The sequence below is a fragment of the Paramagnetospirillum marisnigri genome (assembly GCF_001650715.1).
Classification (GTDB): Bacteria; Pseudomonadota; Alphaproteobacteria; order Rhodospirillales; family Magnetospirillaceae; genus Phaeospirillum; species Phaeospirillum marisnigri.
The window spans coordinates 187383-207295 of record NZ_LWQT01000109.1 but is presented as its reverse complement, the minus strand read 5'-3'; the positions used below and the strand labels follow the sequence as shown (position 1 = coordinate 207295).

22 protein-coding genes are annotated in these 19913 nt (G+C 66.2%); 12 read left to right on the top strand and 10 right to left on the bottom strand.

Annotation, left to right across the window (positions count from 1 at the left end):
- Nucleotides 1-144: 144 nt before the first annotated feature.
- Complete coding sequence (locus A6A04_RS19410) at nucleotides 145-363, bottom strand: hypothetical protein (RefSeq protein WP_068495662.1); 219 nt, start codon at nucleotides 361-363, stop codon at nucleotides 145-147.
- Between the two features lie 82 nt (nucleotides 364-445).
- On the opposite strand from A6A04_RS19410, the gene A6A04_RS19405 reads away from it, so the two are divergent.
- Nucleotides 446-1495 (top strand): DUF475 domain-containing protein, encoded by a 1050-nt coding sequence (locus tag A6A04_RS19405; protein WP_068495661.1) that lies wholly within the window; start codon nucleotides 446-448, stop codon nucleotides 1493-1495.
- A 139-nt stretch (nucleotides 1496-1634) separates the two neighbouring features.
- Nucleotides 1635-2429: a sigma-70 family RNA polymerase sigma factor gene (locus tag A6A04_RS19400; protein WP_172822825.1), complete on the top strand. Its 795-nt coding sequence runs from the start codon at nucleotides 1635-1637 to the stop codon at nucleotides 2427-2429.
- A gap of 106 nt (nucleotides 2430-2535) precedes the next feature.
- On the opposite strand, the gene A6A04_RS19395 is transcribed toward A6A04_RS19400, so the two are convergent.
- A complete protein-coding gene (locus tag A6A04_RS19395; protein ID WP_068495659.1) occupies nucleotides 2536-3291 on the bottom strand; it encodes a tetratricopeptide repeat protein in 756 nt (251 codons plus the stop codon).
- Between the two features lie 147 nt (nucleotides 3292-3438).
- Between A6A04_RS19395 and A6A04_RS19390 the strand changes: the two genes are divergently transcribed.
- Nucleotides 3439-3897 (top strand): pilus assembly protein N-terminal domain-containing protein, encoded by a 459-nt coding sequence (locus A6A04_RS19390; protein WP_068495658.1) that lies wholly within the window; start codon nucleotides 3439-3441, stop codon nucleotides 3895-3897.
- Between the two features lie 76 nt (nucleotides 3898-3973).
- On the opposite strand, the gene A6A04_RS19385 is transcribed toward A6A04_RS19390, so the two are convergent.
- The 5 genes from A6A04_RS19385 to A6A04_RS19365 form a co-directional block, all read right to left on the bottom strand.
- Nucleotides 3974-5368 (bottom strand): TadE/TadG family type IV pilus assembly protein, encoded by a 1395-nt coding sequence (locus tag A6A04_RS19385; protein ID WP_068495657.1) that lies wholly within the window; start codon nucleotides 5366-5368, stop codon nucleotides 3974-3976.
- Nucleotides 5369-5373: 5 nt separating this feature from the next.
- Nucleotides 5374-5910 carry a TadE/TadG family type IV pilus assembly protein gene (locus A6A04_RS19380; protein WP_068495656.1) on the bottom strand — a complete coding sequence of 179 codons (537 nt, stop codon included), beginning with the start codon at nucleotides 5908-5910 and terminating at the stop codon, nucleotides 5374-5376.
- Entirely contained in the window at nucleotides 5907-6374 is a 468-nt protein-coding gene (locus A6A04_RS19375) for a TadE family protein (RefSeq protein WP_245651308.1), read from the bottom strand. Before A6A04_RS19375 ends, A6A04_RS19380 begins: the two co-directional genes overlap by 4 nt.
- 84 nt (nucleotides 6375-6458) lie before the next feature.
- Nucleotides 6459-9053 carry a PAS-domain containing protein gene (locus A6A04_RS19370; RefSeq protein ID WP_068495654.1) on the bottom strand — a complete coding sequence of 865 codons (2595 nt, stop codon included), beginning with the start codon at nucleotides 9051-9053 and terminating at the stop codon, nucleotides 6459-6461.
- 133 nt (nucleotides 9054-9186) lie between these two features.
- Entirely contained in the window at nucleotides 9187-9597 is a 411-nt protein-coding gene (locus A6A04_RS19365) for a hemerythrin domain-containing protein (RefSeq protein ID WP_068495653.1), read from the bottom strand.
- Between the two features lie 104 nt (nucleotides 9598-9701).
- Here A6A04_RS19365 and A6A04_RS19360 point away from each other — a divergent pair, with 104 nt between their 5' ends.
- Nucleotides 9702-11333, top strand: a complete 1632-nt coding sequence (locus A6A04_RS19360) for a PAS-domain containing protein (protein ID WP_245651307.1) — start codon at nucleotides 9702-9704, stop codon at nucleotides 11331-11333.
- A gap of 2 nt (nucleotides 11334-11335) precedes the next feature.
- Here the strand turns inward: A6A04_RS19360 and A6A04_RS19355 are convergent, their stop codons facing one another.
- Nucleotides 11336-12445 (bottom strand): NADH:flavin oxidoreductase/NADH oxidase, encoded by a 1110-nt coding sequence (locus A6A04_RS19355; protein WP_068495651.1) that lies wholly within the window; start codon nucleotides 12443-12445, stop codon nucleotides 11336-11338.
- Nucleotides 12442-13014, bottom strand: coding sequence for a TetR/AcrR family transcriptional regulator (locus A6A04_RS19350; protein ID WP_245651306.1), 573 nt, complete (start codon nucleotides 13012-13014; stop codon nucleotides 12442-12444). The genes A6A04_RS19355 and A6A04_RS19350 overlap by 4 nt, the downstream gene beginning before the upstream one ends.
- Before the next feature lie 116 nt (nucleotides 13015-13130).
- On the opposite strand from A6A04_RS19350, the gene A6A04_RS19345 reads away from it, so the two are divergent.
- Nucleotides 13131-14414 carry an MFS transporter gene (locus tag A6A04_RS19345; RefSeq protein ID WP_068495649.1) on the top strand — a complete coding sequence of 428 codons (1284 nt, stop codon included), beginning with the start codon at nucleotides 13131-13133 and terminating at the stop codon, nucleotides 14412-14414.
- 107 nt (nucleotides 14415-14521) lie between these two features.
- The gene (locus tag A6A04_RS19340; protein ID WP_245651305.1) at nucleotides 14522-15124 is read left to right on the top strand and encodes a FecR family protein; all 603 of its coding nucleotides are present in this window, start codon (nucleotides 14522-14524) and stop codon (nucleotides 15122-15124) included.
- 159 nt (nucleotides 15125-15283) lie between these two features.
- Here A6A04_RS19340 and A6A04_RS19335 read toward each other — a convergent pair whose 3' ends face one another.
- Nucleotides 15284-15856 carry a Panacea domain-containing protein gene (locus A6A04_RS19335; RefSeq protein WP_068495648.1) on the bottom strand — a complete coding sequence of 191 codons (573 nt, stop codon included), beginning with the start codon at nucleotides 15854-15856 and terminating at the stop codon, nucleotides 15284-15286.
- Nucleotides 15857-15957: 101 nt separating this feature from the next.
- Between A6A04_RS19335 and A6A04_RS19330 the strand changes: the two genes are divergently transcribed.
- Genes A6A04_RS19330 through A6A04_RS19305 form a run of 6 tightly spaced genes read left to right on the top strand, consistent with a single transcriptional unit; the run spans nucleotide 15958 to nucleotide 19869 of the window.
- On the top strand, nucleotides 15958-16431 hold the full coding sequence (locus tag A6A04_RS19330; RefSeq protein WP_068495647.1) for a (2Fe-2S)-binding protein: 474 nt from the start codon (nucleotides 15958-15960) through the stop codon (nucleotides 16429-16431).
- Nucleotides 16428-17210 carry an FAD binding domain-containing protein gene (locus A6A04_RS19325; protein ID WP_068495646.1) on the top strand — a complete coding sequence of 261 codons (783 nt, stop codon included), beginning with the start codon at nucleotides 16428-16430 and terminating at the stop codon, nucleotides 17208-17210. The genes A6A04_RS19330 and A6A04_RS19325 overlap by 4 nt, the downstream gene beginning before the upstream one ends.
- Entirely contained in the window at nucleotides 17207-17785 is a 579-nt protein-coding gene (locus A6A04_RS19320; RefSeq protein ID WP_245651304.1) for a nucleotidyltransferase family protein, read from the top strand. Before A6A04_RS19325 ends, A6A04_RS19320 begins: the two co-directional genes overlap by 4 nt.
- Nucleotides 17782-18984 (top strand): aminotransferase class V-fold PLP-dependent enzyme, encoded by a 1203-nt coding sequence (locus A6A04_RS19315; protein WP_068495645.1) that lies wholly within the window; start codon nucleotides 17782-17784, stop codon nucleotides 18982-18984. Before A6A04_RS19320 ends, A6A04_RS19315 begins: the two co-directional genes overlap by 4 nt.
- Nucleotides 18981-19391: an iron-sulfur cluster assembly scaffold protein gene (locus tag A6A04_RS19310; protein ID WP_068495644.1), complete on the top strand. Its 411-nt coding sequence runs from the start codon at nucleotides 18981-18983 to the stop codon at nucleotides 19389-19391. Before A6A04_RS19315 ends, A6A04_RS19310 begins: the two co-directional genes overlap by 4 nt.
- 37 nt (nucleotides 19392-19428) lie before the next feature.
- Entirely contained in the window at nucleotides 19429-19869 is a 441-nt protein-coding gene (locus A6A04_RS19305) for a group III truncated hemoglobin (RefSeq protein ID WP_068495643.1), read from the top strand.
- Nucleotides 19870-19913 lie beyond the last annotated feature (44 nt).

Sequence of the window (19913 nt, the reverse complement as noted above, 5' to 3'; positions counted from 1 at the left end):
GTCCGGATCGGCTGCGGACAAAATGGCGGACTGGTGCGTCGAAACGCTCGTCCATAGCCTCACTATGCCCATCGCGTTTCTCCTGCCATTCCGCCACTTTCTCCAGCAGCGCGTCTCGCGTCATTTATGGGCTTACGCCCTTCTTCATGGTCCGGCTGCAGCCGGGGTATCGGTGGCCTGGCCGCCGGTCAGCATCAGCCGGCTGGGATCGACATGGGGCAGCGTCCGCAGATGGTCGGCGCGCCATTCGACATCAAGTCGCGACCCCCAAACCCTCACCCCGACCCTCTCCCGCAAGCGGGAGAGGGAGAAGGCGGACCTTTTGCCTTCGAGCGATTGCCGTGACCAGGCGATCCGCACCATTGAAGCTCTCCGCCGCTCCCTGTATTTCATAACCCTATCGCGTCGCGCCATCCTGTCCCAGCATTTAAACGAAAGTCATCCCATGCCCAATTCCACCCTGCGCTATTTCAAGGGTTCGGCCATCTTCACGGTGGCCTGTCTGGCCGCCGGTTGGGGGCTGGGCTATTCCGGCGAGCAAAGCCACCCGGCGGCGTTGTCCACCGTGTTCATCGTGGCGGTGCTGGCGGTGCTGGAAGTCTCGCTGTCCTTCGATAACGCGGTGGTCAACGCCAAGGTGCTGGCCACCATGGACCCGGTATGGCAGCGGCGGTTCATCACCTGGGGCATCATCATCGCGGTGTTCGGCATGCGCATCGTGTTTCCGCTGCTGATCGTCGGCATCATGGCCGAAATATCGCCGTGGCAGGCGCTGAAGCTGGCGGCCAGCCAGCCCGATGAATATGCCCGGCTGATGACCGAGGCCCATGTCTCCATCGCGGCGTTCGGCGGTTCCTTCCTGGCTATGGTGGGGCTGAAGTACTTTTTCGACGTTCACAAGAACGTCCACTGGGTGCGTGCCGTCGAGGAGCCGCTGACCAAGCTGGGCAAGATCGAGGCGGTGGAAATCGCCCTGGTGCTGGTCACGCTGTACCTGATCACCAAGGCGCTGCCGGACGCGGATGATCTGCCATTCCTGCTGTCTGGCATGCTGGGCATCGTCACCTTCGTGCTGGTGGAAGGCGTCTCGGCCCTGATGGGCGTCGAGGACGAAGGCCCCAAGCTGGTGGGCAAGAGCGGCTTCGCCTCGTTCCTGTATCTGGAGGTGCTGGATGCCAGCTTCTCGTTCGACGGCGTCATCGGCGCCTTCGCCCTGACCAACAATCTGTTCGTCATCGCCCTCGGCCTGGGGGTCGGCGCCATGTTCGTGCGATCCCTCACCATCATGCTGGTGGAAAAAGGCACGCTCACCGAATACCTCTATCTGGAGCACGGTGCCTTCTGGGCCATTCTGGCCCTGGCCGCCATGATGCTGGCGGGCAGCTTCATGCACATTCCGGAAGTGGTCACCGGCCTGATCGGCGCGGTGCTGATCGGCCTGTCCTTCCTCAGCTCGGTCCGGCACAATCGCCAAGAGGTTCTTGATAGGCATTAGCTATCAAACCAAATATCAGGATCGATTGGAGTTATCTATAGCGGACCGCTAGGGTATTGGTCAGTGAAACCAACCCGCAAGGTTTGCCATGACGCTCCCCCTGACTCCTTCCCGCCAGCAGGCTCCCGCCAAGGATGCCATGCTTTCGCTTGAGGACGAGGTCGCCCTGATCCGGGCCTGGCGCGAGACCCGCGACGAAAAAGCCAAATCCCGCCTGATCACCGCCCATCTGCCGCTGGTTCTCAAGGCGGCGGGGCGATTTCGCGGCTATGGCCTGATCGCCGATGATCTGATCGCCGAGGGCAATATGGGTCTCATCCGCGCTCTGGACGGCTTCGAGCCCGAACGCGGCCTGCGTTTCGCCACCTATGCCCAGTGGTGGGTTCGGGCCTGCATGTATGACTATGTGCTGCGCTTCTCGACGCCGGTCAGCTTTTCCATCACCGCCGAGCGCAAGCGCATCTTCTTCAAGCTGAAGGCGCTGAAGGCCAAGCTGCTGGGGGCGCGCGGCGGCCATCTCTCCCCCGATGACGCCGCCTCCATCGCCCGCGACCTCAAGGTCAGCACCAAGACGGTGGCCGAGATGGAGCGTCTGATGTGTCAGCCCGCCCGCTCGCTGGACGCGCCCCTTGCCGCCGGTCAGTCCACCAGCCTGGGTGACATCCTGCCCGACGAGCGCCCCGATGCCGAGACCCTGTTGGGCGATCGCCAGGAATTGACCTTGCGCCGCGACGCCCTGGCCCGGTCCTGGCCCAGCCTGACCGAGCGCGAACAGACCATCCTGGCCGAGCGGACGCTGCGCGAACGGCCTCTGCGCCTGGAAGACCTGGCCCAGCGCTTCAACATTTCGCGCGAACGGGTGCGTCAGATCGAGGGCGAGGCCCTGCGCAAGCTGCGTCGCCTGATGTTGCCGGGCGAGCCAATCCCGGTTTGATTGTGCTGGCAGGATGCCCGCGCTCCGCGATGGGAGCAAGAATTCCGGAGCGCGGCCGTCCCGGCCGCATCCTCGAACTACGGGCGACCGGCCCCGGCGGGGTTGATCACCGATGGGCGGCTCCCGCCGCCAGGGCGCGCAGGATTTCGGCATTGCTGCGCGCCATCTCGGGCGGCAGGTCCTGGCGCGCCATTTTCTCCGCCTGGGCGGCGTCGCCCTTGAGCGCCAGCAGCAGCGCCAGATTTTGACGGATTTGCGCATTGGCGGTGGGCAGGTCGGCGGCCCGGCTCAGGGTCGCCACCGCCTCGTCCAACTTGCCCGACAGCGCCAGCGATAGTCCCAGATTGTTCAGTATCGCCGGATTGTCGGGTGACAGCGCCAAGGCTCGGCCATAGGCGGACTGGGCCTCGTTGGCTTGGCCCTGGGCATCCAGCACCACCGCCAGCGCCATATGGGCATCCCAGCGTCCGGGCTTGACGGCCAGCGCCTGCTCCAGCGCCTTGGCCGCAAGGCCCAGCCGGTCGGCGGCCAGATAGGCCTTGCCCATTTCCACCAAGGTGTCGCCATCGCCGGGAAAGCGGATCAACTGCGCCTGCATCAGGTCGGCGGCCGCCTGGGCCTGGCCGCCATAGCGCAGGTTGCGGGCCAGGGCGACGCCGATGTCGCGGTCGTCCTCGCGCCGTTGGTACAAGGTGGTCAGGTGCTGTACCGCCCCCTTGTAATCGCGATTGGCCTCGGCGGCGGCGGCGGCGGCGCGCAGCGATGGCTCCACCGCCTGGGCGACGCTGCGCTCCTCCTGGCCGAAGCCAGAGGAGCAGGCTGCCAAGGCGAGACAAAGTAGAACGGCGGAACGGATCGGCATGACTGCTCCCGGTCTTTGAAAATTATTCGTAATTGTCCGCAAATTGAATATTTGTTTGTGATTGTGGTGACTGTGTCGTGATTGATCGAAGACTGATTTGCCGCTATCATTGTAGCGGTAAATTTCATCCGATGGAATGGTCGCAAGATGACACGCCCTGGACTTTCCACCTTGCTGGTTGTCGCCGCCCTGGCCTCCGCCCCCGCCTTGGCGGCGGAAAGCGTCGAGGTCGCCCTGGGCGGTGCCACCCAGCTCAAGCTGTCCGCCGCCGCCCGCCAGGTGATCATCGGCAACCCGGCCATCGCCGACGTCACCATGCAAAATGCCCGCAGCCTGACCCTGTTCGGCAAGTATCCCGGCGGCACCAGCCTGTCGGTGCTGGACGGCGCCGGACGGGTGGTGCTGGATGCGGTGGTTGTGGTCACCGCCGGTGGCGCCGAGTCTGTCACCGTGCGCTATGGCACCGGCAAGACCTGGGTTCCCGGCGGTGTCACCACCGTGGTGGACTGTTCACCCCAGCGCTGCGCTCCGGCGGTGTCCCTTCCCAGCGAAAGCCCCTACAAGGCCGGTGCGGCAGCCCCGGCTCCGGCGCCCGCCGCGAAGTAATCCAATGTCAGAGGATTTGACCTCATCTTCAGCGTGAAGATGAGAATACGCCGATTCTTCATTCTTCATCATGGCCTTATTCGCTGATTCTCAGATTGCTGAGCTGCACGGCGATGGCGGTGAAGGCGTTCTTCAGGTCGGTCTGGCTGGGGGCGTCGAAGTATTTGGTGGTGTCGGAGGCGCAGGCCGAATACAGCGCCTTGGTGGAAGCATCGACCGTGCCGGTGAAGACGATGGTATAGACCACGATGCCCTTGGCCTTCATGGCGGTGCATAGCGAAGCCAGCCGATTGTCGACGATGGTCTTGGCTCCGCTGATGGAGGAGGAGCCCACCCGGCCCAACTCGTCCAGTCGGCCATAGGCGGTGTAGTCCGAGTTGACGGCGGTGTTGACCTTGTTGGAGCCCGAGGTGCTGGTCAGCTTGTACACCTGATTGACGCCATCAGTCATCATGATCACCGCCTTGGTCAGGTTGGCGGTGCCCCAGGCGGCGCCCTCGGTGAAGGGAGCTTCCGGCGACAGCACTCGCAAGCCCCAGGCCATGCCGATATCGCCCAGGGTGCCGCCTCGGCTCCAGGCCGCCATGGCACTGATGGCGGTGGTCAGGGTGGACTTCACATTGGTCAGCGGCGTGATGGCGGTCGGGCAGCCCAGATTGGGGCCGGTGCTGGAATTGCCATAGGAGGGATCGGCCTTGATGGTCGAGGCATTGCCCGCCGTATAGGAATTGTCGATGGCGGGCGCCCAGGCATAGCGGGTCCACAAGGCGGTACCCGCCGTTGTGTCCGCATGGGTATTGGGCGAGGCGCGCTCCACCACGCAGCCCTTCCAGCCGGTGACGTCATTCGGCGCGTAGGCGGCGCCGCTTCCCACCAGGGAACTGGCCACCGAGCCGGGGTTGACGGCGGCGGAGTAGGGGACCAGGGCGATCTTCAAGGTCGGGTGGGTGGTATAGCTGCCGAACAGGATGGTGACCAGTTCGTTGGCCGCCTCGCGCAGGGTGGCGATGTTGTCGTTGGTGGTCATGGAGCCGGTATTGTCCAGCACCATGGCCAGTTCCAATCCCTTGATGCGCCGGATCACCTTGCTGCTGGCATCGACGGTCATGGTATCGACGCCGACGGCCTTCATGAACACCGTGGGCAGCGCGGCGGTGGCGGTGGCGGTGATGACGTCGCCACTGACATCCACATGGATGGTGGGGGTCGCCCCCAGGGCGCCGCTGGGATAGTTGGCGTTGAAGAAGTTCTGCGCCATCTGCTGCAACTGGGCATTGGTGCCGGTGCTGGAGCCCACCGCCAGGGCGGCGGCGTCCAGGGCGGCCGACATGCGGCTTTTCACCGCATAGGCGCGGGCGACATCGACGCCGAGGCCGATGCTGGCGACGATGGGCAGCAGGCTGACCGCGAACATGATGGCGACATTGCCCTTGCGGCAGCGAAGCAGGCGGGAGAGGGGATGATCGGTCATGGCGTTTACCCCGTACTGCCGTTGAGGGCGATCTTGCGCACCAGGCGCGGCCGGGAATAGGAAACCTCGCGGAAGGTTTTCTGCGGCACGATGTCGTGGATCAGCGGCACGCAGGTATAGGTCAGGGTGACCATCACCACGCTCTCGCCCATAACTCCCAGTCCCTGGGCACCGCTGAGCGGGCTGGTTTGGGCATTGCCCCAGGCATAGCGCCACAACTGGATCGGTTTATTGGTGGCGTCGAAGCCGACGCTGACTACCTCGACTCCCAAGGTGGTGGCGTCGCTGACCAGGGGATCGAGCACCCGTTGGGCGGCGGCGACGATGCCGGTCATGTCGGCGGTGGTCAGGGTGGCGGACTGGCCTGTCAGGTCGGCGACGGTCTGTGAGGCCGAGACCGTCTTGGAATAGGAATTGACCAGATTGGAAATCTCCACCGTGCCCAGCAGGGCCAGCAGCATGACGGGCATCAGGAAGGCGAATTCGATCACCGCCAGCCCGCGCTGGTCGCGCCACAGGTCACTGATGCGGCGCGGCATCATTGGTAGGGCTCCGTCTTGAACACGGCGGTGGCGGTGACGGGCACGCTGTTGCTGGCGCCGCCACCCATGATCGAGCCCACCAGCGGCGTGCCGAAATTATGGCGATGAATCACCCGCACCGTGGTGACGGTTCCGGCGCCGCCCGGCTGGAACACCGTGTTGCTGGGCATGCCCGCCGCATCGAACTGCACTGTGGGCAAGGAGATCGCGTCGAAACTGGGAAAGGTGCGGACGTCGAAGCGGAAGCCATCGCAATCATAAAGATTGAACAGATTGGCGCAGAAGGTCGTGCGGAAGGTCCCCATGGCGTCGCCGCTGACCTGGGCGGCGCCGGTGCGGATGCGCCGCGCCGCTTCGCGCGTCGCGCCCTCCACCACCGAGCGGTCCAGGGTCATCAAGCCGATCTCCACCATGCCCAGCATCAGCATGAAGGCGGGCAGGGCCACCAGGGCGAATTCCACCATGGTGGCGCCCCTGCGGTCATGTCTCAGTCGATGGAGGAAACTCGGTGCCATGGTCGCGGCCTCAGGTGAAGTCCTGATGCGATCCTAGACTTTGGCATGCGGTCTGTCGGTGGCGGCGCTCACAGATGGCGGCAGGGTCACGGTGACGATGGTTCCCCGGCCGGTTTCCGAGGCCAGGGAGATGGTCCCGCCCAGCAGATCGACAATGCGGCGACAGATGGCCAGGCCCAGGCCGACACCGCGCGCCGGATCGGCCCGAAGGGGATCGACCCGCTGGAAGGGCTCGAAAATGCGCCCCAGCTTGTCCGCCGGGATGCCGCAGCCGCTATCGCGCACCACCACCTGGCCGCCGCCATCGGCGGTGGCGGCGGCCTCCACAGTGATGGAGCCACCGAAATCGGTGTATTTGACGGCATTGGCCAGCAGGTTGATGAGGATCTGGCGTAGCGCCCGCTCGTCGCTATGAATGGTGGCCGTCGCTTCGGCCGATACGGCGAGGTTGATCTCCTTGGCGTTGCATTGCGGCCGCATCATGGCGGCGCATTCCTTGGCCAACTGGCAAAGGTCCATGTCGAACGACGCGATGCGGAAGCTGCCCAATTCGATGCGGCTGATATCGAGCACCTCGTCGATGATGGACAGCAGGTGGCGCCCGCTGGACATGATGGTCTCGACATAGTCGGCATAGACGGGCGGCAATGGGCCGGCGATCTGCACATTCATCATTTCGGCGTAGCCCAGCACGGCGGTCAGCGGTGTGCGGAGTTCGTGGCTCATATGGGACAGGAAGACAGTCTTGGCGCGATTGGCCTCCTCGGCGGCCTGCCAGGCGGCCATGATCTCGGCCTCGGCCTGCTTGCGCGCCGTGATGTCCTCCTTCACCGCCAGATAATGGATGACCTCGCCGCTGGGCGAGCGGATGGGCGAGATGCTGGCCCGTTCCCAGAACATGTCGCCGCTCTTCCTGCGGTTGCGCAGGTCGCCTTCCCAGGTTGCGCCCGAGGTGATGGTCTGCCACAGATCCCTATAGGTGTCGTCTGGCACCTCGCCGGATTTGAGGATGCGGGGATTGAGCCCCTTGACCTCGTCCAGGCCATAGCCGGTGATCTCGACGAATTTTGGATTGACGTATTCGATATTGCCCGCGGGATCGGTGATGACCACCGAAACCGGGCTTTGCTCCACCGCCCGCGACAAGGTGCGCAGATCTTCCTCGGCCCGCTTGGCCTCGGATATGTCGGTATGGGCGATGACGAAGCCGCCCTCGGGCAGTGGATTGACCACCACTTCCAGCACCTTGCCATTGGTCGATATCCGCTGGGACAGATGGGGCTGGTCGCCGGTGAACATGGCCAGGCGTTCCGTCGCCAGGATACCGGGATCGCCGGGGCCGTATTCGCCGCGCCGCGCCAGTTCCAAGAGGACGGCCGCCAGCGGTGTTCCCACCCGCGCCAGGTCCGGCGGCAGCGACAGCAGGTCCGCGAAGTGGCCGTTACAGGCCACCAGCCTCAGATCGGCACCAAACAGGCTGATGCCGTGGCTGACATTCTCCAGGATGGTTTCCAGGGTATTGGATTTGCTTTCCAACTCGCGGCGGCTTTGGTCCAGATCGGCGGTGCGGCTCCGGACCCGGTCTTCCAGGGCGTCATGCGCCTCTGCCAGTGCCCGGCGGGCGGTTTCCCAACGGCCGGCCATATGGCTGGCGATGGCAAAGCCGATGACCCCCACCACCAGCAACAGGCCTGCGGCGATCAGGGAAATGCGCGCGATCTCGGGGCGGGCCTGCTCCAGGAAGGTGGAGCGGCCCCGCGCCAGGGCCATCGCCCAGCCGGATTTCAGCGTCACCAGCGCCGCGACCATCTCGTCGTTGCGGTCCGGGTCCAGCACGGTTCGGATGGTGGCGTGACCGGGCTCGTTGGATTCGGCCTGAAACCGGCGCAAGGCAGCGGCCAGGGAATCCCAGGACGGCGGACGGACGCTGGGGTCGCCCGATCCGGCGATCACCGCGCCCTTGCGATCCACCAGCAAAGCGACATCGAAGCGGTCGGTGACGGTGGTTCCGAACAGCTCGGTCAGTCGCCGCAGATGGATGACTCCGCCCAGATGAAACACCACTTGCCCGGAGTCGTCCAGGCGGGGCACGTCGATGACGACAGCGGGTTCGCCATCGGCGCCGATGAAGGAATCCGACACCGTCGGCAAACCCGTCCTGGCCGCCTCGCGGATATAGGGGCGGTCGGCGAGGTTGAAGCGCGAAAGACGCGTCTGGACGTCGTAGGGATGGCTCAGATAGTGGTCACCATTAGGCTGCAGGATGAACAGGACCGAAAAAGCGCCTTCCTCCAGCACCGTGTCCAGAACCCGGCGTTTTTCCATATCCACGCCCAGCGGGATGCCATTGAGGCGACGCTCGACCCGATTCTGGAAACCCAGGCGGGTCATGGGGGGGGTCGCCACCGCCAGCCGCAAATCGCCGGTCAACTCCTTGATGGTTTTGTCGAGCGCGGTGGCCAGGGAACCGGCATCGGCCAGACGTTCCTGCTGCCACTGCGCGAGAGCCGAGCGTTCCAATGCCCAATGAAGGTAGCCCAAAACCAGGATGGAGGAGGCAAGGCAAATAGTCCCAATCGCCATTGCGATTCGGGGACGCAATCCCAGATGTTCGGCTCCCTCGGTCATGGCCCTAGTTTTCCTAAGGGTTCTTGACCTTGATTTGGCGCCAAGTTTTGTTTTCGCGCAAGTCCCTGCGAGAATGCCGCCCCTGATGCGTAGTCTAGGATTGGCGGACTCCCTGATTGCTTGTCCTATGGACTCAGGTAAGCGGATCGCGTGCTTTGGAGATCATGCGGAACAGCGGAATGTCGATCTCGGCGTCATGCTTGGCCAGTTCGGAATTGAAGGAGCGCAATTGATCCTTGGCGGCTGCCTTGTCACCCTTGGCCATGGCGGCGCGGATCTGGGTCAACAAGCCCAGCAGGCGGGCATGATCCTCGTGCAGGATGGCAGCGGCCTCGGAATCACTTTTCCGCGCCGAGCTTTCCTCCAACTGAAAATGCAGGCGCATCCGCTCATGCAGAATATCCGCGGCCTCCACATCCAGGCCGATACCGGAGTCATTGGCGACGACGGCGTTCAGGGATGCCACCATCTGATTCAGCTTGCGGTGCTCGGCATCCATATCCGGATTGCCACTTTGCCAGTCGGTTTGGTTCCAGATGGTCATGCCGCCCTCCTCGCCGGTGAATGTCCATAGATGGGAAGCGCGAGTGACCGCGTCCAGGGGGGCTAGGACGGCGGTTCATCTTTCGCAATGGTGGAAAGCAGCCTATGATGGCTGCACACCATAAGGCTGGCTTCGCCTTGGCGAAGACACGGCCATCCAGGGACGGCGCGCGCGAGATGCGGGACGATATCGGTTCTGCCGAGCATAAATGGCGGCATCTGATCGAGGCGGTCGAGGAACTCGGCCAGGGCTTCACCGTGTTCGATGGCGACCTCAACCTGATCCTGTGCAATACCCGCTTCCTCGACATGCTGGGCTTTCCCGCCCATCTGGTGCATGAGGGTACGGTTTTCGCCGATTTCATGCGCTATAACGCCCGCCGGGGTGAATACGGCCCCGGCGATATCGAGGCGCTGGTGGACGAGCGGGTGGAGAAGGCCCGGGCGGCCCAACCCCACTGCTTCGAGCGCCAACGCCCCGATGGCACGGTGATCGAGGTCCGGGGCGCGCCGCTGCCCGGCGGCGGCTTCGTCACCACCTATACCGACATCACCATTCGCCGCCAGGCCGAGCGCATGCTGGTCCTGGCCAAGGAACGCGCCGAGGAAAGCGCCCGGGCCAAGGCGGCCTTCCTCGCCACAATGAGCCATGAGATCCGCACACCCATGAACGGCGTGCTGGGCATGCTGCATCTGCTGGCCGACAGCCCGCTCAGCCCCGAGCAGCGCGATCAGGTGGAAACGGCGCAGTCCTCGGCCCGCTCGTTGCTGGCCATCCTCAACGACGTTCTCGACTTCTCGAAACTGGAAGCCGGGCAGTTGAAGATCGAGGCTACAGACTTCAACCTCACCCGCTTGGTGGATGAATGCCTGGCGCTGTTGCGTCCCGGCGCCCAGGAGAAGGGTCTGCATCTGGAAGGCTGGATCGATGCCGCCGTCCCGCGCGAGGTGGTGGGCGACCCCACCCGCCTGCGTCAGGTTTTGTCCAACCTGATCGGCAATGCCATCAAGTTCACCGCCCATGGTGGCGTATCCCTGCGGGTGTCCCTGGGGGATGACGGGGCGTCGCTGGCGCTGCTGCGCTTCGAGGTCACGGATACCGGCATCGGCATCGCCCCCGAGGCCGCCGCGGGGCTGTTCGCCGAATTCGTCCAGGCGGATTCCTCCATCTCGCGGCGCTATGGCGGCACCGGTCTGGGCTTGTCCATCTGCAAGCGGCTGGTGGAAGCCATGGGCGGCGAGATCGGCCTGGACAGTCAGCCCGGCCGGGGCAGCAGCTTCCACTTCACCGTGCGGGTGGGGCTGGCCTCGGTGGCGTCACGGCCCCATGCGGTGGAGGAGACGCCACAGACCGAGCAACTGTCCGTCCTGCTGGCCGAGGATAACCCCGTCAATCAGAAGCTGACCACCACCTTGCTGCGGCGCTGGGGGCACCGGGTCACCTTGGCCACCAACGGGGCCGAGGCCATCGATCGATTGCTGGGCGAGGATTTCGACGTGGTGCTGATGGATGTCCATATGCCCGGCATTGACGGGCTGGAAGCGACACGGCGCATCCGGGCCATGGGCGGTCCCATGGCCTCGGTGCCGGTCATCGCCATGACCGCCGACGTCCTGGACGGCGACGACGACAAATGCCGCGCCGCCGGGATGGATGCCTATGTGTCAAAGCCGGTGGAGCCGCCCCGGCTGCTGGAGGCGCTGGCCCGTGTCGCCAGCGCCCGCCGCATCGGCTGAAGCTATTCCGCCGCCTGGGGCCGGGCCAGGGCGGCACCGGGCCAGTACTTGCCCAGGGCAGCCATGTATTGGGGCGGATAGGCCATCTCGGCCCCCAGTGCCTGGGCGGCATGCCAGACCCAGCGGGGATTGTCGAGGAAGCCGCGCCCGATGGCCACCAGATCGGCCGAGCCCTCGGCCAGGGCGGCCTCGGCCTGGGCAGCGTTGGCGATCAGGCCGACGGTGCGGGTGGGAATGCCCGCTTCCCGGCGGATGCGGCCAGCCAGATGGATCTGATAGCCGGGGCTGATGGGGATCGGCGCCTTGGCCACCACGCCGCCCGACGAGACGCAGACGAAATCGATGCCCAATTGCCTGAATTCCTTGGCATAGGCCACCGAGTCCTCGATGCTCCAGCCGCCGTCGATCCAGTCGGTGGCGGAAATGCGCAGGCCCAGCGGCTTGTCGGCGGGCCAGACGGCCCGCACCGCCTCGATCACTTCCAGCGGAAAGCGCATCCGGTTGTCCAGCGAACCGCCATAGGAATCGGTGCGGCGGTTGGACAGCGGCGACAGGAACTGGTGCAGCAGATAGCCGTGGGCGGAATGCAGCTCGATCAGGTCGAAGCCGATGCGCAGCGCCCGCTGGGCCGCCGCGACGAAGGCCGCCTTGATCCGGGCCAGCCCGGCGGCGTCCAGGGCTTCGGGGGCGGGCCAGCCGTCGTCGAACGGCACATCGGAGGCCGAGACGGTGGGCCAGCCGTCCTTGGCGGGGCCGCCGCCGGTCCAGGGCGGCGCCGAGCCGCCCTTGCGCCCGGCATGACCCAACTGGATGCCGATGGCGCTGGTGCCGAAGCCCTTGAGGGCGGGAATCAGGCGGGCCAGCCCGGCCTCGGTGGCGTCATCGTAAAGCCCCAGGCACAGGGGCGAAATGCGGCCTTCCGGCGCGACGCCGGTGGCTTCCAGCACGATCATGCCGGGGCCGGACGCCGCCATGGCGCCGTAATGCTGCAGGTGCCAGTCCTGGGCGATTCCCTCCCTGGCGCTGTACTGGCACATGGGCGCCACCGCGACACGGTTGGAAAGCGTCAGGCCGCGCAGCGTCAGGGGCTGGAACAGCAGGGGCTGGGTCATGGGGAGTCCTTCTCGCGCAGATGGGAGTCGATGATGGCGTCGGCGGCGGAGGCCACCGCCGGGGTGGGGCCGTCCGGCCCCAAGGTGTTGCCGGAGGAATAGGCGCCTTCCATCAGCAACAGCAATTGGTCGGTCAGCAGGTCGGGACGGGGAACGTTCAGCCCGTCCACCAGGGCGCGCAGGCGCAGGCGCAGTTCGCGCTTGTTGCCCTCGGCCACCGCCCGGCCGGGATGGTTGGGATCGGGAAATTCCACGGCGGTATTGACGAAGGGGCAGCCGCGATAATCGGGGCTGGCCGTCTTCTTCGCCACCGCCTGGAACACGGCGTTCAACTGCTGGCGGGGATGGCCGGGATGTCTGGAAACGACGCCGTCCCACCATTGCCAGTAAATCCTGTCGCGCATCTCCAGGAAGGCGGCGATCAGGTCGTCCTTGGAGGGAAATGCCCGATACAGGCTCATCTTGGCGACGCCCGCCTTCTCGATCACCGTGTCGATGCCGATGGCGCGGATGCCTTCCTTGTAGAACAGCTCGTTGGCGGCGGCCAGGATGCGGTCGCGGGCCGACATTTTGTCAGGAGGCTCGGATGTGGTGATGGGGGCTGTCTTCATCTTGACAATGATACAGACCTGTCTGTACTAATGCAATGAGACAGATTCGTCTCATTGCAAATCCGGAGGGCGCCATGGCGGCATCCCAGGCCAGGACCAAACTGCATTACGGCTGGATCGCCGCCGGGCTGACCTTCGTCACCTTGCTGGTGGCGGCGGGCATCCGTTCGGCGCCCGGCGTGATGATGGTGCCGTTGGAGGCCGAATTCGGTTGGAGCCGCGCCACCATCTCTCTGTCGGTTTCCGTCAACCTGATCCTTTACGGCCTGATGGCGCCCTTCGCCGCCGCCATCATGGACCGCATCGGCGTGCGCCGGACCATGGCGCTGGCGCTGGCGGTGCTGGCGGTGGGCGTTCTCGCCACCACCGCCATGAGCCGCCCCTGGCACATGACCCTGCTGTGGGGAATCGTGGTGGGCGGCGGGTCGGGCACCATCGCCCTGGTGCTGGGCGCCACCGTGGTCAGCCGCTGGTTCGACCTTTATCGCGGCACGGTGATGGGGGTGCTGTCGGCGGCCACCGCCACCGGCCAGCTGATCTTCCTGCCGCAGATGGCCTGGATGGTGGAGCAGTGGGGCTGGCGCGAGGCGGTGCTGCTGATCGCGGGCGCCGCCGCCCTGCTGGCACCGGTCATCTGGTTCCTGATGCGCGACCGCCCGGCCGATCTCGGCCTGTGGCCGGTGGGCGCCACCGAGGCGCCGCCGCCGCCGGTCAAGGCGGGAAATCCCGCCATGGCGGCCTTGCAGGCGCTGCGGGACGGCATGAAGTCGCGCGACTTCTGGCTGTTGGCCGGGACCTTCTATGTCTGCGGCCTGTCAACCAATGGTCTGATCGGCACCCATCTGATCCCCGCCTGTTTCGACCATGGCATTCCCGAGGTCAAGGCGGCGGGGCTACTGGCCGTCATGGGCATCTTCGACATGGTGGGCACCACACTGTCGGGCTGGCTGTCGGATCGCTGGGATTCGCGCAAGCTGCTGTTCTGGTATTACGGGTTGCGCGGCCTGTCGCTGATCTTCCTGGATTGGGCCTTTGGCCCCGACGTGTTCGGGCTGTGGCTGTTCGCGGTGTTCTATGGCCTCGACTGGATCGCCACCGTGCCGCCCACGGTCAAGCTGTGCGCCCAATCCTTCGGCCGCGAACGCGCCGGGGTGATGTTCGGCTGGATTTTCGCCGCCCATCAGGTGGGCGCCGCCACCGCCGCCTATGCCGCCGGATGGATCAGGACCGATCTGGGCGACTATTATCTCGCCTTCCTGTCGGCCGGGTTGATCTGCCTGGTGGCGGCGGTGATGTCGCTGATGGTGGGACGCCAGGATGCGGCGGGCGGCGCCCGTCCGGCGGAGGAAGCGGCCTGAGTTTCCTTGTCCGGCCGGGTGGGCTACACTTCGGCCAACGGATACAGGAGGCTGTCATCGGCTGTCATTGCTGCAATCCCGCTCGTCGGCGCTGGCTGGGCGGCCTGTTGGCCGCCGCCGTGCTTCCGGCTCCCAAGGTTTGGGCCATGGCTCCGGCCGGGTCCGAGGGAGTGGTTCATCGGGCCAAGGGCGTGGTCCGGGTCAATGGCACGGCGGTGGGCGAGGGCGCCAAGGTGAGGGCGGGCGATACCGTCGCCACCGAGGCGGAAGCCGAGGCGGTGTTCAGCCTGGGCGACGATGGCTTCCTGCTGCGCTCGCAAGGGGCGGTGAGTGTCCTGGATCGCGGCACCGACACCGCCACCGGTAAGCCGGTGCGCGAGGTCAATCTGGAGGAGGGGCGGGTGCTGTCGGTGTTCGGGCCGAAGCAGATCACCCTGAAGACTCCCTTCGCCAATGTGGGCATCCGGGGAACCGCCGCCTATCTGGAATGCGGTCGCGACTCCATGAATATCTGCGTCTGCTATGGCCGCGCGGTGATGATTCCAACCGATGCGCCGCAACGGGCCGAGGAGGTGGTGACCCGTCATCACGACGCGCCGCGCCTGATCCGGCCGGGCGTGATGGAACCCTATATGGTCAAGAACCACGCCGATGATGAGTTGGTGATGCTGGAAGCCCTGTTCGGCCGGGTGCCGCCCTTCCTGAGATAGCTGTATCGAGCGGTAAACATGCTCCTCCCGGCCTCCCCCCACCGATGGTGGTGGGAGGCCGGGAGGAGGGCTTGTGTCCGCCGGTATGCTTGCTTCCGCCAGCCCCACCCCAACCCTCCCCCGGCAAAGCCGGGGGAGGGGGAGGTTCGGTAGCGAGTTCTATTCGTCCTTCTTGACCGTGACCGCCTTGGGCTTCCAGGCCGCCACCGCCACCGCCTTGCCGGTCTGCGAGCGCAGCACCCGGGGCTTCACCACCGAATCCACATGGTCGACCTTGCCCGGCGTCTTGGCCGAGCGGGCGGCGGCTTCCTGGGTGTAGTAGGCCACCATCTCGGCGAAGGGGATTTCTTCGTTGATGCCCTTGGCCATGGCCATGGCGACGGGGGCGTGCTCGGCCACCTTCTTGGTCAGCTGGTCGGGGCTGTACTGGCCGAAACGGCGCCAGATGCCGCCCAGGAAGTGATTGACCTGATCGGACAGCGGATTGCCCTCGATCATCAGCGGGCGGCCATAGGCCAGGGTGTGGAACACGGTGGGCTCCACCGGGCCGAAGGCATCGGTGACGAAGGTGGCGGGCATCAGCTTGCGGCCATTATAGGCGACGGCGAAATAGGCCTGCGAGAGATAGAGCAGCCGATGCAGCTTCTGCGGCTGGATGTATTCGCGGTCGTTCAGCGCCTGGTCGGTCAGCCAGAACACCACGTCGAGACTGGATTTCACCGCGATGGGCATGTCTTCTTCCTCATGGTGGGGCGATGATAGCGCCGCTCGCCCCCATTGACCATCGGCCCGTTGGGCCTCACCTTTGAGGGGCGAGGATGGAAGGGGGAGAGATGCGCCTGACGCTCACGGTCAATGGCAAGCCGATCACCGCCGAGGTGGCGCCCACCACCTTGCTGTCGGCGTTCCTGCGCGAAACCCTGGGTCTGACCGGCACCCATCAGGGCTGCGATACCGGCCAGTGCGGCGCCTGCACCGTCCATCTCGACGGCCGCGCCGTGAAGTCCTGCCTGGTGCTGGCGCACCAGGCCGAGGGCCGCGATGTGTTGACCATAGAAGGCGTTGCCGCGGGCGAGACCCTGCATCCGGTCCAGGTCGCCTTCCGCGACCGCCACGCCCTGCAATGTGGTTTCTGTACTCCCGGCATGGTGATGACGGCGCTGGACTTGGCCGACCGGCTGGAAACCGCCGACGAGGACGCCATCCGCCACGGGCTGGACGGCAATCTGTGTCGCTGCACCGGCTATGGCCCCATCGTCGCGGCGGTAGCCGACGCGGTGCGTGGGCGCAAGGGAGAACGGCCATGATGCCGTTCGACTTCCGGCGTCCCGCCAGCCTGGCCGAGGCGCTGATGGCCGGAGAGGGCGCCGCCGAGCCGCGCTATCTCGCCGGAGGCCAAAGCCTGGTGGCGGCGCTGAAGCTGCGTCTGGCCCAGCCCGACCGGTTGATCGACATCACCCGTCTGCCCGAGCTTCGACAGATTCGGCGCGAGCCGGGACGGCTGGTCATCGGTGCCGCCGTCACCCATGCCGAGATGGCGGGGCTGTCCGACTGCGCCGCCTTGGCCGATCTTTCTGGCTCCATCGGCGACTTACAGGTGCGCAACATGGGCACGCTGGGCGGCGCCCTGGCCCATGCCGACCCCGCCAGCGACCACGCGGCGGCGGTGCTCGGCCTGGGAGCGGAAATTCATACCGACCGGCGGGTCATCACGGCCGACGACTTCTTTCTCGGCATGTTCGAGACGGCGCTGGAGCCGGGGGAACTGGTGATCGAGATCGCCTATCCGCTGCCCCTGCAAGCTGCCTATGCAAAGGTGCGGAATCCAGCCTCGGGTTATCCGGTGGTCGGTGTCTTCGTGGCCAGGACGCGGGAATGCATTCGCGTCGCGGTGACCGGGGCGGGAGACTGCGCCTTCCGCCTGTCCGCATTCGAGGCCGCCCTGGCCCGCGACTTCTCCGCCGCCGCCCTGGCCGGTCTGGTGGTTTCGCCCGACGCGCTGAACCGCGATCTGCATGCCAGCGCCGAATACCGCGCCCATCTGGTAGGCGTGCTGGCGGCCCGCGCGGTGGAGGCGGCCCGGTGAGCCGGGTGGCGGGCATCATCCTGGCGGCGGGTCGCGCCAGCCGCATGGGCCGCGACAAATGCCTGATCACCGTGGATGGATTGCCCATGGTCGGGCATGCGCTGCGCGCCGCCCTGGACGGGGGCCTTGATCCGGTGGTGCTGGTGCGCGGGGCCGAGCCGCTGCCCGGCCTTTCTGATCGCCTCATCCAGGTGGTCAATGCCGCGCCCGAGCGGGGAATGGGCTCGTCCCTGGCCCTGGGCGTGGCGGCACTGCCCGACGACGCCGTGGCCGTGGTGGTGCTGTTGGCCGACATGCCCCGGGTGACGGCGGCCCATGTGGAGCGGCTGGCGGCGGCCTTCGATCCCGGCCGGGGCGTCGAGGTCGTGGTGCCGGTCTGCGGTGGTCGGCGGGGCAATCCGGTGCTGCTGGGGCGGCGCCTGTTCGCCGGGATGTCGGCCTTGACCGGTGACAGGGGGGCGAAGGGGCTGATCGAGGGCCATGCCGCCTTGGTTGCCGAGTTGGAGATGGACGCGGCGGTGTTGCAGGATGTGGACAGTCCCGAGGATTTGCAGGCCATGGGGGAGCAATCATGACCATCAAGACCATTCGTTCGGCCTTTCCGGTGCTGGCCCGCGCCCATTTCCACTATCTGGACAATGCCGCCATGGCCCAGGTGCCGGGACAGGTGATCAATGCCGTCGCCGCCCATGACGTGGCGGCCCGGGCCAATGTCCATCGCGGCTTGCACGATCTGGCGCGGCGCGCCGATGCCGCCTATGAAGCCGCGCGGGAGTCGGTGGCGGGTTTCCTGTCCGCCCGGCCCGACGAGGTGGTGTTCACTGGTGGTTGCACCCAGGCCCTCAATCTGGTGGCGGGGGGGCTGGCGGAAAGCCTGGGGCCGCGCGACATGGTGGTGGTCTCGGTGGCCGAGCATCATTCAAACCTGCTGCCCTGGCTGATGCTGGCCAAGCGTCGCGGCTTCCAATTGGCTTCTATTCCAGTGACCTGGGATGGCCGCCTCGACCTGTCCGACCTGTCCATGATCGACGCTCGCTGCAAGGTCGTGGCGGTCACCCATGTCTCCAACGTCACCGGCGCGGTGAGCGATATTCCCCGGCTAGCCGAGGCCGCCCACGCGGTGGGGGCGAAGCTGGTGGTCGACGGCGCCCAGAGGACCCCGCACGGCCCCGTCGATCCCCGGGCCCTGGGGGCGGATTTCTATGCCTTCGCCGGGCACAAGACCTATGGCCCCACCGGGGTGGGGGTGCTGTGGGGCCGCGCCGAGCATCTGGCCCATCTGCCGCCCGCCGCCTGGGGTGGCGGCATGGTGGCGGGACTGGACGGCGAGACGGTCGACTTCCTCGATCCTCCCCGCCGCTTCGAGGCGGGCACGCCGCCGGTGGCGCAGGCGGTGGGGCTGGCCGCCGCCCTGGACTGGATGCGGGGCCTGGACTGGGACAAGGTGCGGCTGCATGAGGCGGGGCTGACGCGTCAGTTGCTGGCCGGTCTGGCTGGTCTGGATGGGATCGAGCTGGTGGGGCCGAATGGGCTGGAGGACCGGCTGCCGGTGGTGTCCTTCACGGTGAAGGGCTGCCATCCCCACGATGTCGCCCATCTGCTGGGCGAGCACGGTGTGGCGGTGCGGGGCGGCGCCCATTGCTCCCAGCCGTTGATGAAGGCGCTGGGGCTGCATGAGGGATGTCTGCGCGTCAGCATGGCGCCCTACAACGATGATTCCGATATCCATGCCTTGCTGCGGGGTCTGGCCGAGGCGGTCCGGGTGCTGCGATGAGCCACGAGGTCTATCAGCAGGCCATCAAGGATCTGGCGGGCCGCGAGGCTGGACGGTTGGTCGCCCCGACCGCGTCGGCGCGGCTGGACAATCCCTTGTGCGGCGACCGCATCGACCTGGACGTGACGGTGGCGGACGGCACGGTAACGGGGTTGGGCCAGGTCACACGGGGCTGTCTGCTGTGCAAGGCCTCGGCGACGGTGGCGGTGGAACAGGCCACGGGGCTGGAGGTGGCGCGGGCGGTGGCCCTGGTCGAGGATGTGCGCGCCATGCTGCGCCAGGGGGCTTCGCCGCCGCTGGCCGGGTTGGCGGCATTTGAAGCGGTGCGCCCGTACAAGAGCCGCCATGAATGCGTGCTGTTGCCGTTCAAGGCCCTCGCCAAGGCCTTGGGCTCCGGTCTACCATAGGGGTCGCCACCAAGACCCTTTCGCCGGGAGAGACCCGTTGAGCGAACACGGCAGACCCATTTCCGTCGGGGTGGCGACTCCCCCCGTCGATCCCCGTTCCGAGGCCCAGATCACCGAGCTGGTCCGCCGCTTCTACGAGATCGGCCGCGCCCATCCGGTGCTGGGGCCGCTGTTCGAGGCCGCCATTCCCGACTGGGAGGGGCATATGGTCATCGTCGCCGATTTCTGGTCCAAGGCGCTGCTGGGCACCGATCGCTATCGCGGCAATGTGTTCAGCTCGCACATGCGGCTGCCGGTGGAGCCCGAGCATTTCGACCAGTGGCTGGAGGTGTTCCAGCAAGCGGCGGGCGAGACCCTGCCGCCGCCGCTGGCGCGCTCCGCCATCGCCCGGGCGAGGCACATGACCGACAGTATCCGGGTCGGGCTGTTCCCCTATCGCGACAAGGACGGCAAGCCCACCCGCAAGCCGCCGTTCTGATCAGGAGCCCCGGCGATTGAGGGGCCATCAACCTGGAGCGAAGC